Origin of the sequence: Sutcliffiella horikoshii (assembly GCF_044809035.1) — a bacterium.
Classification (GTDB): domain Bacteria; phylum Bacillota; class Bacilli; order Bacillales; family Bacillaceae_I; genus Sutcliffiella_A; species Sutcliffiella_A horikoshii_G.
In genome coordinates, this window is record NZ_CP085237.1 from 476,618 (window position 1) to 489,968 (window position 13,351).

The 13,351-nt window shown below is 41.9% G+C and carries 18 protein-coding genes; 12 read left to right on the top strand and 6 right to left on the bottom strand.

Features of this window, described 5'->3' with window-relative positions; genetic code table 11:
- Window position 1: 1 nt before the first annotated feature.
- The gene (gene ptsG, locus LG307_RS02565) at window positions 2-2,059 is read right to left on the bottom strand and encodes a glucose-specific PTS transporter subunit IIBC (RefSeq protein WP_404447698.1); all 2,058 of its coding nucleotides are present in this window, start codon (window positions 2,057-2,059) and stop codon (window positions 2-4) included.
- Window positions 2,060-2,357: 298 nt separating this feature from the next.
- On the opposite strand from ptsG, the gene LG307_RS02570 reads away from it, so the two are divergent.
- The 12 genes from LG307_RS02570 (at window position 2,358) to LG307_RS02625 (ending at window position 8,737) form a co-directional block, all read left to right on the top strand.
- A complete protein-coding gene (locus LG307_RS02570; protein WP_404447701.1) occupies window positions 2,358-2,519 on the top strand; it encodes a hypothetical protein in 162 nt (53 codons plus the stop codon).
- A 109-nt stretch (window positions 2,520-2,628) separates the two neighbouring features.
- Window positions 2,629-2,949 (top strand): helix-turn-helix transcriptional regulator, encoded by a 321-nt coding sequence (locus tag LG307_RS02575; RefSeq protein ID WP_010199681.1) that lies wholly within the window; start codon window positions 2,629-2,631, stop codon window positions 2,947-2,949.
- Between the two features lie 3 nt (window positions 2,950-2,952).
- Complete coding sequence (locus LG307_RS02580; protein ID WP_404447704.1) at window positions 2,953-3,342, top strand: SRPBCC domain-containing protein; 390 nt, start codon at window positions 2,953-2,955, stop codon at window positions 3,340-3,342.
- Between the two features lie 12 nt (window positions 3,343-3,354).
- Window positions 3,355-4,032, top strand: a complete 678-nt coding sequence (locus LG307_RS02585) for an FAD-dependent oxidoreductase (RefSeq protein ID WP_404447707.1) — start codon at window positions 3,355-3,357, stop codon at window positions 4,030-4,032.
- 179 nt (window positions 4,033-4,211) lie between these two features.
- Entirely contained in the window at window positions 4,212-4,721 is a 510-nt protein-coding gene (locus LG307_RS02590) for a hypothetical protein (RefSeq protein WP_404447710.1), read from the top strand.
- A 96-nt stretch (window positions 4,722-4,817) separates the two neighbouring features.
- Window positions 4,818-5,315 (top strand): DinB family protein, encoded by a 498-nt coding sequence (locus tag LG307_RS02595; protein ID WP_404447713.1) that lies wholly within the window; start codon window positions 4,818-4,820, stop codon window positions 5,313-5,315.
- Window positions 5,303-6,115, top strand: coding sequence for a GNAT family N-acetyltransferase (locus LG307_RS02600; protein ID WP_404447715.1), 813 nt, complete (start codon window positions 5,303-5,305; stop codon window positions 6,113-6,115). The genes LG307_RS02595 and LG307_RS02600 overlap by 13 nt, the downstream gene beginning before the upstream one ends.
- A gap of 366 nt (window positions 6,116-6,481) precedes the next feature.
- Window positions 6,482-7,027 (top strand): flavodoxin family protein, encoded by a 546-nt coding sequence (locus tag LG307_RS02605; protein ID WP_404447718.1) that lies wholly within the window; start codon window positions 6,482-6,484, stop codon window positions 7,025-7,027.
- An 81-nt stretch (window positions 7,028-7,108) separates the two neighbouring features.
- On the top strand, window positions 7,109-7,552 hold the full coding sequence (locus LG307_RS02610; RefSeq protein WP_404447720.1) for a hypothetical protein: 444 nt from the start codon (window positions 7,109-7,111) through the stop codon (window positions 7,550-7,552).
- Window positions 7,553-7,680: 128 nt separating this feature from the next.
- On the top strand, window positions 7,681-8,010 hold the full coding sequence (locus LG307_RS02615; protein WP_404447723.1) for a hypothetical protein: 330 nt from the start codon (window positions 7,681-7,683) through the stop codon (window positions 8,008-8,010).
- A 45-nt stretch (window positions 8,011-8,055) separates the two neighbouring features.
- On the top strand, window positions 8,056-8,400 hold the full coding sequence (locus LG307_RS02620) for a hypothetical protein (RefSeq protein ID WP_404447726.1): 345 nt from the start codon (window positions 8,056-8,058) through the stop codon (window positions 8,398-8,400).
- 28 nt (window positions 8,401-8,428) lie between these two features.
- Window positions 8,429-8,737: a hypothetical protein gene (locus tag LG307_RS02625; RefSeq protein ID WP_404447727.1), complete on the top strand. Its 309-nt coding sequence runs from the start codon at window positions 8,429-8,431 to the stop codon at window positions 8,735-8,737.
- A gap of 332 nt (window positions 8,738-9,069) precedes the next feature.
- Here the strand turns inward: LG307_RS02625 and LG307_RS02630 are convergent, their stop codons facing one another.
- The 5 genes from LG307_RS02630 to LG307_RS02650 all read right to left on the bottom strand — a co-directional run bounded on the left by LG307_RS02630 (window position 9,070) and on the right by LG307_RS02650 (window position 13,249).
- The gene (locus tag LG307_RS02630) at window positions 9,070-10,431 is read right to left on the bottom strand and encodes an amino acid permease (RefSeq protein ID WP_404447729.1); all 1,362 of its coding nucleotides are present in this window, start codon (window positions 10,429-10,431) and stop codon (window positions 9,070-9,072) included.
- A 20-nt stretch (window positions 10,432-10,451) separates the two neighbouring features.
- Window positions 10,452-11,636 carry an MFS transporter gene (locus tag LG307_RS02635; protein ID WP_404450360.1) on the bottom strand — a complete coding sequence of 395 codons (1,185 nt, stop codon included), beginning with the start codon at window positions 11,634-11,636 and terminating at the stop codon, window positions 10,452-10,454.
- A 102-nt stretch (window positions 11,637-11,738) separates the two neighbouring features.
- A complete protein-coding gene (gvpU, locus tag LG307_RS02640) occupies window positions 11,739-12,152 on the bottom strand; it encodes a gas vesicle accessory protein GvpU (RefSeq protein WP_404447731.1) in 414 nt (137 codons plus the stop codon).
- Between the two features lie 133 nt (window positions 12,153-12,285).
- A complete protein-coding gene (locus LG307_RS02645; RefSeq protein WP_404447734.1) occupies window positions 12,286-12,915 on the bottom strand; it encodes a LysE family transporter in 630 nt (209 codons plus the stop codon).
- Window positions 12,916-13,015: 100 nt separating this feature from the next.
- Entirely contained in the window at window positions 13,016-13,249 is a 234-nt protein-coding gene (locus LG307_RS02650; protein ID WP_404447737.1) for a hypothetical protein, read from the bottom strand.
- Window positions 13,250-13,351: the final 102 nt, after the last annotated feature.

Consider the following 13,351-nt stretch of genomic DNA (forward strand, 5'->3'; position numbering starts at 1 on the left):
TTTAACCTTTTGAAATTTCGACAATTCCTTCTTCCTTCAATGCTACTTGACCTTGCTTATTCAGCTTCACTTTCTCATCATCCTTCAAGTTTGTGAACACAATCGGTGTCATCATAGATGGCGCATTCTTCCCGATGAAGTCCATATCGAACTTAAGGAGTTCTTGCCCCTTGGTTACAGAATCACCCTGGGCAACCAGTGCTTCAAATCCTTCACCCTTTAGATTAACGGTATCAATCCCTACGTGGATAAGAATTTCATGTCCTTCATTGGACTCAATCCCAATCGCATGCTTGGTTGGGAACAGGTTAACGATTTTCCCGTCAACTGGTGAGACGACAAGTCCTTCTGAAGGCTCAATCGCAAAGCCGTCACCCATCATTTTTCCGGAGAAGACTTGATCTGGCACATCGTCGAGCGGTTTGATTTCCCCTTTGATAGGAGCGATAAATCCGCCTTCTGTAGACTTGGTTTGCATTGCATCCGGATTGATCTCTTCAATTTGCTGCTCGACTTCTTTGTTGGAGTCGGTTTTAGCAGGACGAGGAGTTTTGCCATCCATAATGTCCTTGATTTGTGATTTTAGCGTATCTGATTTTGGACCAAAAATTGCTTGGATATTGTTACCGACTTCTAGAACGCCGGAAGCACCAAGCCTTTTCAAGCGAGCTTTGTCGACCATGGAAATTTCGTTAACCGATACGCGAAGCCTTGTGATACAAGCATCCAAATGGGAGATGTTTTGCTTTCCACCCATTGCCTCCAATACATCATGTGGGAGGTCACCGGCAGTTGTCGGAGAGGCTCCGTCTTCATCCTCGTCCACATCCTCACGACCAGGAGTTGCAAGGTTGAATTTTGTGATAGCGAAGCGGAAACCGAAATAGTAAATGACCGAGAACACAAGCCCGACCGGTATCACCAGCCACCAGGCAGTTCGGTTAGGCACAACCCCAAACAACAGGTAGTCAATGACCCCGCCTGAGAAGGTCATCCCTATTTTTACATCTAAAATATGCATCACCATGAACGAAAGTCCGGCAAACACAGTGTGAATCGCAAATAACACTGGTGCGACAAACAGGAACGAGAACTCAATTGGTTCTGTAATCCCAGTTAAAAAAGAGGTAAGAGCAGCAGATGCCATGATTCCCCCAACCACTTTCTTCTTTTCAGGACGCGCCGTGTGGTAAATCGCGAGCGCCGCAGCAGGAAGTCCAAACATCATAAACGGGAATTTCCCTGTCATGAATGTACCGGCAGTAGGCTCGACCCCATCACGAAGCTGGGCAAAGAATATCGCTTGGTCCCCGCGGACAATGTTTCCAGCTTCGTTCGTATAGGAGCCGAACTCAAACCAGAAAGGCGAGTAGAAAATATGGTGTAGTCCAAACGGAATCAAAGCACGTTCAATCACACCAAAAATAAAGGCAGACAATGTTAAGTTGGTGTTAATCATGCTTTCTGAAAGTGTGTTCAATCCACCTTGAATCGGCGGCCATACAAAGGACATCAGGATTCCAAGCACCACTGCAGAGGCAGCTGTAGCAATCGGGACGAATCGCTTCCCTGCGAAGAATCCAAGGTAGGATGGAAGCTCGATATTGTAGTACTTGTTGTACATGAATGCCCCGAGGATACCGACGATTACCCCGCCGAACACCCCACTCTGAAGCGTGTTGATGCCGAGTACATTCGCGTATGCCGGGTCATCAAGCATTGCGTCATCCACGCCAAGCACAACACCCATGGTCGCATTCATGATGAGGTAACCGATGATCGCGGCAAGTGCTGCAACCCCCTCACCACCAGCAAGTCCAACTGCAACCCCAACGGCAAAAAGAACAGGAAGGTTACTAAATACAATTCCACCGGCAGCATCCATGACGCTCGCCACTAACTGGATCCAATCTGCTCCAAGGAACGGCATCAACTCCAGTAAATTTTCCTCTTTCAATGCAGCCCCAAGCGCAAGCAAAATCCCCGCCGCCGGTAGGAGCGCCACCGGAAGCATTAAGGCCTTCCCGACCTTCTGCAACACACCAAATAACTTCTTCAAAGGCACTACCTCCTAAATATGTAATAGTCAAAGTGCTTTTAATTTCCCCTAATTAGTGAGTTTTAAACAATGTGTCGCCGTGCCTGTCTCAAAAGGGTTTTGGCATCAACTTAGAGCATTTTGGCACGAACTTGGCAGTTTTCCGCACTAACTCGAAGCGTTTTGGCATCAACTCACCCTGTTTTGGCACAAACTTTAGGTCATGCAAAATAAATGTACAAAGAAAAGCATAATAGTTTATTAATTCTGTTGATATTTACATATATAGGAATTATTTTTAATGAGGAGGAGATTTCAGGTGGACATAGCAACGTTATTTATAGATTTATCTCGCAATATTAAGGGTTTTTTCTTCAATGAAGACGGCATTTTGGATAAAACAAGAATGGTAACCGGTTCTGCTGTCATCCTATTTTTGATAGGTGGAATTGGGTATTTGTCTTATCGCTTATTTGTTTAAGGATCCAGCCTTGTTCTCCTACACAAAATATCCAGTTGACTGGACACTGATTAGTGTCATATAATCAAGACACTAATCGGTGTCGTATTTATTGAAAGGAGGAAGAATATTGAATCTAGCCCTTCAAGAAAGAGATGTGTATGTGGCTATTGCAGATCCAACAAGACGAAAGATTATCCGATTGTTAGCTGAGTCAGAGGAACTACCACTCTACGAACTCACCCCACATTTTGACATGGGACGTACTGCCGTATCCAAACATTTATCTGTCCTGAAAGCAGCAGACTTAGTGACAAATCGTAAAATAGGGAGAGAAACAAGGTACAGGCTTAACCCAGCGCCTTTAAAAGAAGTTCAAGATTGGCTGGCGTTTTATGAGCAATTCTGGAATGAAAGTGCGATGAAACTAAAGAAGTTATTGGAGGAATAAAAAATGGCCAATTTATCATTAGATTATCAATTTAAAAGTCCCATCGACAAGGTTTGGAACGCTTTAACCCATTCAGAAACACTTGCACAATGGGTGATGGAAAACAATTTCAGACCCATCGTAGGCTACAAATGCCAGTTTCAAAATGAAGAGATTGGATTGGTTGTAAATAGTGAGGTTTTAGTTGTGGACAAGCCCCATAAATTATCTTACACATGGGTTGGAGGTCCCATCGACACGATCGTAACCTGGACCTTAAAAGAAGAAGGCGGAACAACTCACCTCCACTTGGAGCATACAGGATTTGAAGAAGAGAACCAAGCTTACTTTGGAGCCAAGTATGGTTGGGCCATGATGGTAGAAGGATTGTCAGAAATTCTAAGAGAAGTTTAAGGGGGAACTAGTATGGGTTTTAAAGATGCACTTTCTATTTTTAAGAAAAGTGAACTTGTTTTTTTGGAAAGAGTAAAAGAATCAGAAAAGATCTATTCTTTTCTATTTAAAAAGGATCAAGACCTCACGTGGAAACCGGGCCAGCATGGGTTATTTACGATTACACACAAGAAAATTAAAAATGGAACAAAGCCTTTCACGGTATCTTCCACTCCAAATGAGGGCGTGGTAAGGATCACTACAAAAATTGGTGATAACCCAAGTGAATTCAAGCAAGCGTTACTGGATTTAGAACCAGGGATGAAAATCAGCATGAGTGGCCCGGTAGGCTCCTTTTATGTCAAAGAAGACAGCGCTGCACTGTTCATCGCAGCAGACATCGGCATTACCCCGTTTCGTGCAATGATTAAGCAAATAGAGGAAGAAAATAGACAGAATCAGGTCAAGCTCCTCTATTTCAATAACGAAAATGTACACATCTATAAAGAAGATTTCAAGAATGTTGATGTCGACTTTATCACGACAAAAGAACAGTTGTTGCACGAAATAAGTGCATTCGCGGAAAAACATAAAGAAAACGGTCAATACTTTGTTGCAGGGTCAAAGGGTGCAGTAAACATGGTAGTCGAGCACTTGAAGAGTAAGAATATAGCCAAACGTAATATCAAGAAAGACGTTTTTGTGGGTTGAGGGGACAGGCACGGTGACCCGTTATTGTGGAATATTAAAGAATGTAGCCTAAGGCAAGTATAGAGATAAGCTCTATGCTTGCCTTTTTTGTTTTTGAAAAATCACATTATAGAAGACGAATACCAGGCCACAATCAAAGATAAACTATCAAGAAAACGACATAGAATGGAGCCACATAGATGTTAAAACTATTAGTCGGCCTGCTATTAATGATGCCACTTCAGCCCCTAAATACGGAAAGCGATTCTATTGCCTCCAATTATAAAAGTTCAGGCTTCACCACAGTTGAAAAAGCTACATTTCAATATGAAAAGCAGTCCAAATTGCACGCGACGCCTCCAGAATCTATTCCCTTCAAGCCAACACATTCTTTTGGAAGATATATCGACAGGGGCTATTACAAAGGGAAATTACAGCTGGAATATGTGGATTCTAGTAATATGGACGTTTTAGTAGTCTGGATAGCTGAAGAAGAGCATGAAGATTTTCCTTTCATTATTTCGAAACAACTATCACTTAATGGCGGGATAAGTGGAACATATATGGAAGGAAAAGATCATGCTTGTGTTTCAAAGCTTGCTTTTGAATATGAAGGAAGTCATTACATGATTGAATATATTCGTGCACTTTCAATGCCATATGTAAAAGAAGAATCGCTTATAGAAGTAGCCAACTCCATTATTCATTAATGGTATTTGCGTAGAAATTATTACCATCTACTCACCTATATGATACTATTAAAATAGACGGAATATTCCTTTATTAAATAGTAGGGAGATGGGAACATGGAGTTATTTCAAAGCCAGTATGATTGGATTAGACGCACAAGGGAACCATTATTTACATATTGTGAAGGGATGTCTCATGCCGACTATGTCAAAGAAATGGAAGCCTTCGGTGGAGATTCAATCCGAAATCTTCACGTACATATTGCGACCTGTTATCATTTTTGGCTAGGTACACACGGTCTTGGAAAAACAATCGCCAAAACAGACCCGCAAGACATCAAAACCGTACAAGATATGAGAGAGCTTTTCCACAAGACAGACGAGATTGTGGAGGGGTTTTTGCGGAAATATGAGGGGAACTGGGATCATATAATTCCATATACTCTTAAAAGTAGCGGTGAAACCCTAGACTTTAGTGCACTTTGGCTTTTTACCCACACAATCACCCATGAATTTAACCATAAAGGACAAATGGTCAAAATTGGCCGCCAGCTAGGTTATATCCCACCTGATACAGATCTGATTGCGCCGGAGGTAAATACATGTCAGTCTTAACGAGAAATCAATTGGAGGTTGTGGAACAGTCAGAAATTGATGCTTTGGAAGATAGGTTGAAGAGGATTGCCAGCTTAAATGATAATGAACGTGGCGTGGAGCTGAAACGGTTTGGAAATGCTGTTGCCTTCTCTGTTAAAAACATCCCAGGTCCTTCTTTCAATACGGCAAAAGGAATCAGTGGAGAAAATATAGGGGACTTAGAAGAAATAGTAGACTTCTATTCAAGTAGAGGCATTCCTGCTAGGTTTGAGGTGACACCAGGTAATGCCACCACTGATCTTTTGCGGAAGTTGAGTGGTATGGGCTTTTTTCAAAGTGGCTTTCATACCGCACTTTATCGGACTCTCTCTACAAAAGAAATGGCGTGGACTGTGACGGAGGACACCATCTTAGTAGAAAAGATCAGTCTTGAGGATTTCGGTATTTTCGGAGAGTTATACACGAAAGGCTTTGGTATGCCAGTTGCATTCAAGGACTATGTAACCACCAATAACAGGGTACTTGCCGAGAGTGATAAATGGAATTTCTATCTCGCTCGTGTTGACGGAGAACCAGCCGGAATCGGAGTTTTATTTAACGAAAATGATGTAGCAACATTGGCTGCTTCGGCAACGTTGCCTGAGTTTAGGAACAAAGGCGTTCAAACAGCGTTGATCCAAAGACGTATGCAACGAGCAGAGGAGGCAGGATGCCGTTATTTGGTTGGACAAGCGGCTTTTGGCAGTGTGAGCCAGAAGAATATGGAGCGAGCGGGATTGCGGATTGCTTATACGAATGCGGTTTGGGAGAAGGTTTGATTCCTAAAGTAATATAGGGTTTTACGTGCTGAGTTAGTGTCGTTATTTGTCGATTGGCATTTATCTGGCCCAAAGTGGCTTATAAAATGAAAAAGTGGCTTATAAATTTAAAAGTTGGCTTATAAAATGAAAACTTGGCTTATAAAATCGGGGGGAGGATGGTGCGTGTGTGCTTTAATGGGCATTTTTGCAGATTCTCTCCAAACTCCCTAGTATTTGAGCAATATTTTTGCACCCACCTCACTAAAATCATCATTTATTAACTAGCACAAGAGATTTTCAACTCAAAATACTCCTCTTTCCTATGCCGCATCCTCATCTTTAGTATAAAATGTACTCATCAGAAGAGAAAGGAAGAGATTTAGTATGTCCATAGTTGTTATTTACGGGGGAAGTCGTAAGCAAGGAAATACAGAAACTTTAACAAAGCACGCCATCCAGGGTATGGAAGTAGAAGAGATATATTTGAACAACCACAACATCCTGCCGATTATCGATATGCGCCACGATGTCGAGGGCTTTCAAAATCGAAACGATGATTATAACACCATAATCGAGCGTATCCTGCAGCATGATACGTTGATTTTTGCGACTCCAATCTATTGGTACAGCATGTCCGGGACGATGAAAAATTTCATTGATCGCTGGTCCCATTCGATGCGTGACGCTAATTTTCCAGATTTTAAAGAGAGAATGTCTACCAAAGCCGCATACGTTATTGCAGTCGGAGGGGATTCTCCATCTATGAAAGGATTGCCAATGATTGAGCAATTCAAATACATTTTTGAGTTTATGGGAATGGAATTTAAGGGTTATATTATTGGAAAAGGAAACCAACCCGGGGATATCCAAGAAGATAATGTTGCGTTGTTTCAAGCAGAAGCGCTTCGGGAAGAACTACGAGTAAAATAAGTTATTATCTACTCAATTTGTCCAAGAAACTCTCCCTTCTCTATCATATATTATTCTATAACGATAGAGAGGAGAGTTTTAATGAGTCACTATTATTATCAAAAATCCTCAAGGGATCATCGGGATTTTAGTAGAGTCCTGACCACCGGAGTCCAGAGAAGAGAACCAGAAACGTATTCTGCAGTTATCAACCTTGCCAATCTGGATCCAAAGATTACCCAACGCGTAACGGTGGAAGTGTGGGACTGGAGCAGCTATGTTAATCCGGTGAAATTACCAGTATTGATAGGTGACCGGGAAGTTGTCCGGTTTCCCTATAAAATTGCCCCAGAGAACCTTGCAGTCATGTACATATTTTTAGAACCGGAAGACGTCGTGTTCTATGAAGACCGCATCATTCAGCACTCTGGAAATGAGAACCTCGTAACCAACACCTATGGAAATAGAATCGAACTTACCGACCCAATCGAGAACCGCGTCCTGCAATCCCAACTAGTGCCACTTCACTTGAAGCATGGTTGCTAATGGTGAGCAGGAGAGCGGTTCTCCTGGTTTTATAGTGTTATTTTACAAAAAAGGATTTAAGTTACCGAGAATAGAATTATTATACATATGAATGAGGTGCTAGTTATTAACATTGTGAGGGTCTAACCATGGAATTTATTAATATGATACTTTCGGTTTTTATTTTATATATATATTACAAGCTTTTAAAAGCAGGTCTCCAATATCTTGATAAGAAAAACTTCTTTGTTGAGTTGAGAACTTTAGTAAACAGTATATTCATTTCTATCCTCTCAACCATTGTGTTGTTCCTTCCCATAAGGGAGGGCCTTCATAAATATTTTGCAATGGGAGGACTCACCGTTGTGGTTGTTTTATTGTTTTTATTAGTTTGGATAGGGTTAGCTAAAAAAATAAATCAACAACTCTATGAGAAATCAGTGAGGGTGTTGGAGAAGGTCCTAGCAACGATAATTTAGGAGAAGCAGGCTAATAAAATAATGACGAGTGGGTGACCAGTATAGATGAAAAATAGTAAAGACAAATTATTAGGCATAGTTGCTTGTGTGGGAGGCATAGCAGTTCTTTTCGCCATATATTTTTCTTTTGAAGAATCAAAAACATTCAAAGGATTTCCTGTACCAAGGTACGCGGAATTAACCTCAAGTAGTGAGAACCTCGAAGAATATGATTGGAGGCCGGCTTCAGAAGAAAATGGCTTACCACTAAGATATCAAGCCATCATCTGGTTATGGGGTTGGGAGGTCAAAGAGGTGATGGGAACCCTGACTGTTTATCACAAAGATGGGCAGGAAGTGGATGTCATTTCTCAGACTGATTATTTATCGCTAAGCACTGTTCCAGAATAACGAAATTTTCTAAGAGTGGGGGAAGAAAATGGAGTTCTTGCTGATTTTAAGTGTACATTTCATTATTGTGGGATCGGCTGTCATGTTGCTAAGCATTCTAATCAGTTTTTTTGCCAAGAAATTACCTGTCATCATAACCATACTTTTGTGCATGCTAATTGGATTTTTTTATGCAAATTTATTTGGATTAACGCATGTCGCGTGGCTTCAAGCCGTCTTTATTGGGGTAGTGTCGGCTGTGGGAATTGCGATGGTGAAGGTAGGAAGGTATGCAGGGGAGAAGGCGTTGAGGTTGGAGGAAGATTTTGGAGCTAAGGAGATTAACAAACGAATATAATCTGGGGTACTGTGGGTTTTAAGACCTCCGCTACTTAAAAAGTTAGACACTGAAGTCATAATAAGGGCGATAAAGACTTCTGTGACGTGAAAAATCGACCGGAGGGGTCATGAGAAGGGCTATAAAGACCTTTGGGACAAGAAAAGTAGGGAAGAAAAGTCTTTATAACGCTTATAAAGACTTCTACACCGAAAAAACTCGAAGCTACAGGTCTTTAACGAGCGACCAGCTGTTCGACAGCCCACACCGGGCTCGCCACTCCAGACAAAAGTGGGTCTGCCTGACCCTCCGACACCAGTGGGTCACCGTGCCTGTCCCCACAACCAACCCACTCAACTATACTTCAACTTCTTCCCCCCACCCTTTTTCCATTTCCTATGCATGATCAAGGTAACAATTCCAATCAACGCAACAAACAAAATGCTGATGAAGAAGCCGTTTCGGACGGTCTTTTCCGCGAGGGTTCCGCTTATGGCTAATAGCAACAGCAGCAGCCCCACTACGGAAACTACTTTCCCTTTCTTCTCTAACTTACAAGAAGAGAGCAAGATGAAAATCCAGTTATACAACAATAGCAACCCAGCAGCTGTGGTGATGTATTCAAACACCTTTCCAGGCAACACAAATGCACAAACGACCGATGCTGCTAATCCCCCCACTCCAAGTAAGAGGGAGGGGAGCGGTAACTCCCGAAATTCCAATTTTTTCTGAAATAGTTTTGGTGCATCCCCGTCCTTTGCCAAGGTGACCAAGAGGGTCGTTACGCCGAACAGTGCTGCGGTCATAGTAGAGAAGCCGGCAATGATAATGGCCCCGTTGAATACGTGTGGGAAAAAGGAAAGGTCGTAATTGGTCAGGGCAGTCACAAAGGGACTTTCCTTTTCGTTGAATGCTTCAAAGGAAGCCAGGCTAACGGCAAGCCCGAGTGAGCCTACATAGAGTATCATTAATAAAAACATCATGATTGTTCCGGCCTTCAGTGTATCTTCCTTCTTTTTCAGCTGGATGGCCATCAGCCCGATGACTTCAATGCCTCCGTATGCGTAGAAGGCATAAATAAGCGAAGACCATAATCCTTTTATTCCCAACGGCATCCATTCTTTGATGGTGTTCGGAAGGTTGCCGGGACTTGCCGCGGAACCTCCGCCATCCCCTTTTATCCAGCCAAAATAAATCCCAAGAGCAATAACAATGAACATCACAATCGCCGCCAACTTGATGATGGCAAACAGGTCTTCCATTTTATCGAACCCTTTTGTCCCAAGCATGACAACGAAAAGGGACAACAATGCGTAACCGGCAGAGAAAATCCAAAGCGGTATATCTGGAAACCAAAATTGGGACAACAAGCCTAGGGCAGTCAGCTGACTACCCATTATCAGTATATTGGAGCACCAGTAATTCCAGCCGCAGCTGAATCCCGCCCATTTGCCAAAAGCCTTGCCTGCGTAGTAGCAAAAAGAGCCTTCCTGTGGATCTTGAATGGTCATTTTAGCTAATCTGCTGTAGACGATATAGGTCCCGGCGGCGCCAATCAAAAAGGATAGGATAATGGAGGCCCCTGCAAGTTGGATTCCTAAAGAGGAACCAAGGAAAAAGCCAATGCCAATTGTGCATCCGATTCCTATTAGTGACAGCTGCCACCATGCTAAATCTCCTGATGTTGGTTTTGAATTGCAAGTGGCTTTTGACATGGGACTCTCCTTTTAACCAGCTACCATAGCGTGCTTTTCTTCGGTTTTACATTTTGGATAAAAATAAACACTAGGACTCCGATGACGATGGCCAGAGCACCAGAAATATAAAGGCTTAGTAGCAGATTTTCTTTCATGACGACTGACATGATTGGTGGACCGGCAGCGACTCCTATGAAACGAGAAGAGCTATAAAAGGATGAAATCGTCCCTTTCTCTTCCTTTTCAACATTTTCCGTAATCAAAGCATCTAATGTGGGCAGCATCGCCCCAATACTAATACCGATAAAACTAGATATCACAAGCAATAAGAATAGTTTTTCATTCAGATATCCAACAAAGATGATGGTTACGGCGATAACAGCAAGCGAAATCATCAGGATCTTTCTCATCAATTCTATATTTCCTTTGATTACTTTTCCCGTGATATAGGAAGAGACACATAGGGTAAATAATGGAACGGCTAAGTATAACCCTTTTTTTACACCGTGCAGGTCATGTGTTTTCTCGAGTATGTCTGATAGATAAAATAATAGGCCAAATAGGATCAGCATCGCGTAAATGCCGATGACGAAGGTGGTATAAATCCATTTTCCTTCTTTTTGAAAAATCTTTTTTGTATTTTGGATAAAAAGATGGAGTGCAAGTGGCTTGTCTTTTTTCTTAGGTACTTTGATGAAAAAAAGAACGAGCAGAATGGAAATCAGACTGAAAAAGGATATAGAAAAGAATGGAAGGTACCATAGGACAGCTGCCAAAAGGGAGCCTAAAATAGGGCTTAGAACCTTCCCGAATGTATTCGACGTCTCAATGATTCCCAAACAAGAACTGGTTTTCTCATCGTCATCCTGATACAAGTCTCCAACAAGCGGGAGAATGATAGGGGTCGCACCTGCTGCTCCAACTCCTTGAATGATGCGTCCGATGATAATCCATAAGTAAGGATCATCTATTTTCCAAGACGCGAATCCAGAAATCAACCCTCCGATAAGTGCCAGTATTAAACTAGGCAATATAATCATTTTCCTGCCAAACCGGTCAGATAAGTAACCTGCAATAGGTATCAAAAAAATGGAAGCAACAGAATAAGACGTGATGATCATACTGGATTGGAAGGAGGAGATGTCCAATTCTTTTTCGAGCATTGGCAATACAGGTATAAGCATGGAATTGCCCAGTGTCATAATAAGAGGGATGGAAGCCATGCTTATTATGCACCAAGCACTGACTTGTCCGATTTTCTTGTTTGTCACCTCTAACCCTCCAAAGTCTTTTCTATGATGTATAAAATGGGTTGCTTCGTTTACTTATAGCTTAAATGAAAACCCATCAATGGAATCGATTCTTCCGCGCCACCAGGCATGACTCTTGATAGGAGATGGTGTGTTTGCAGCGTTATACATAGCGTCTTTTAAATGAATAAAAGTAGCAATCATATCCTGCTTTTTCTTCTCCTCTTCCTCTTGCCGTTCACTGATATAGGCCTCTTTTAGGTCAGTGAATTTCTTATGTAGAACGTGCTTGAGGGTAGTATTTTCTACATTATCAGAAGAAGCGATGATTCCTTCATAATAAGTATGCGGGCCAACAAGTGTTCCGGCCACCACAGTTCCATTCATGTTTAATGTAATCCCTATCTCCACGCCGTCTTTATCTGTTAAATCAAGTAGCATTTGCAACACTGCATCATCAGTGGATACGTTTTCCTCTTTTTTCGCCAAGTTAACCCCTCACTTTATGTTTCTTCATCCGTTTTGTCACGCACATAGTTAGTATAGGTAAATAGGGGAAGGTTATTCTGGAAGTTTGTTCAAGTGAAGGCGGGAAAAGGCGTGCCGTTCTTATTCCTAACTTTTACAAAAACAACAATTTAAATGCCTCCACACCAAAATAAATGCCAAAACCAATCATTGATAAGGACGAAAAAATCGAAATGACCACAAGGAAATTGGTCGTTAATAGATTTCTTGCGATGCTTGAAATGGTGGCCATGAACACATCCCACAGTAAAATACCGCAGATGATGGCCGCACTATAAATAGCCAATTGACTGCTGGAAAAAGAAGAAGCGGTTTTTGCTAAAACAGACCCATATATCCCTAGCCAAAAAAGAATCGTAAGCGGGTTAGAAATCGAAAGGAGGAAGCCAGAAGTCCAGGATCGAAGCAATGATGTTTTTCCTCTTGGTCCATCCACAAAAGTCGACTTCCCACTTTTTATCAAACTTTCGATTCCTGTATACGTAAGCACAAAAAAGCCGAAAAGCCATAAAAATGCCTGCATCATTGGCTGTTCAATAAAATGAATCATCCCCATATAAACAAGCAGCATATAGCATATATCAGCGACGAGTGCCCCTACCCCAAATATCCAAGCATGTCCAAAACCAAGTCGCAATCCTTTATCCAACTGTGCAGCATTGACCGGTCCAATAGGTGCTGCCAGTGATATCCCTAAGAATATGTAAGTAAATATAGAATTCATTTTGTAGCCCTCCCCATCATCTCCTTACATTTCTATTCAATGAGGAGGGGTTGTACCACAATTTTTCACATTAAAAAGAGCCTGGAAACTCGAGCTCTAATCAATCGTTCCGTATGGCATTCACAGCGGCTTGCGTCTCTTTCAAGCGCCTTAGCATATCTTTTGCATGTTGCTCTTCAGACGTAGGAGAAGAGTTTTCCGGTGCATCTTTCAACGCTTGTTCCACTTTTTCAATGGCCTGTTGTGAATATCCGATATTATCAGAGTTGCTTTCCAATTGTGTCGCATAAACGGCCTTGTCAGCTTCTTCTAAAACTTTTTTTAACTGGTCCATGTCCACTTCTCCTTACAAACAATTTGTGAAAATTAGTCTATGCAACTTACACGGAATTTAAAAACGTTTCCCTTGGCCAATTAAAAATCCTTTCCCTAGGTA

Bases quoted from the DNA above. Each gene is read 5' to 3' on its own strand.
- LG307_RS02580 (WP_404447704.1), top strand. From the start codon at position 2,953: ATGGCCAATTTATCATTAGATTATCAATTTAAAAGTCCCATCGACAAG.
- LG307_RS02585 (WP_404447707.1), top strand. From the start codon at position 3,355: ATGGGTTTTAAAGATGCACTTTCTATTTTTAAGAAAAGTGAACTTGTT.
- LG307_RS02590 (WP_404447710.1), top strand. From the start codon at position 4,212: ATGTTAAAACTATTAGTCGGCCTGCTATTAATGATGCCACTTCAGCCC.
- LG307_RS02595 (WP_404447713.1), top strand. From the start codon at position 4,818: ATGGAGTTATTTCAAAGCCAGTATGATTGGATTAGACGCACAAGGGAA.
- LG307_RS02600 (WP_404447715.1), top strand. From the start codon at position 5,303: ATGTCAGTCTTAACGAGAAATCAATTGGAGGTTGTGGAACAGTCAGAA.
- LG307_RS02605 (WP_404447718.1), top strand. From the start codon at position 6,482: ATGTCCATAGTTGTTATTTACGGGGGAAGTCGTAAGCAAGGAAATACA.
- LG307_RS02610 (WP_404447720.1), top strand. From the start codon at position 7,109: ATGAGTCACTATTATTATCAAAAATCCTCAAGGGATCATCGGGATTTT.
- LG307_RS02615 (WP_404447723.1), top strand. From the start codon at position 7,681: ATGGAATTTATTAATATGATACTTTCGGTTTTTATTTTATATATATAT.
- LG307_RS02620 (WP_404447726.1), top strand. From the start codon at position 8,056: ATGAAAAATAGTAAAGACAAATTATTAGGCATAGTTGCTTGTGTGGGA.
- LG307_RS02625 (WP_404447727.1), top strand. From the start codon at position 8,429: ATGGAGTTCTTGCTGATTTTAAGTGTACATTTCATTATTGTGGGATCG.
- LG307_RS02630 (WP_404447729.1), bottom strand. From the start codon at position 10,431: ATGTCAAAAGCCACTTGCAATTCAAAACCAACATCAGGAGATTTAGCA.
- LG307_RS02635 (WP_404450360.1), bottom strand. From the start codon at position 11,636: ATGGCTTCCATCCCTCTTATTATGACACTGGGCAATTCCATGCTTATA.
- LG307_RS02645 (WP_404447734.1), bottom strand. From the start codon at position 12,915: ATGAATTCTATATTTACTTACATATTCTTAGGGATATCACTGGCAGCA.
- LG307_RS02650 (WP_404447737.1), bottom strand. From the start codon at position 13,249: ATGGACCAGTTAAAAAAAGTTTTAGAAGAAGCTGACAAGGCCGTTTAT.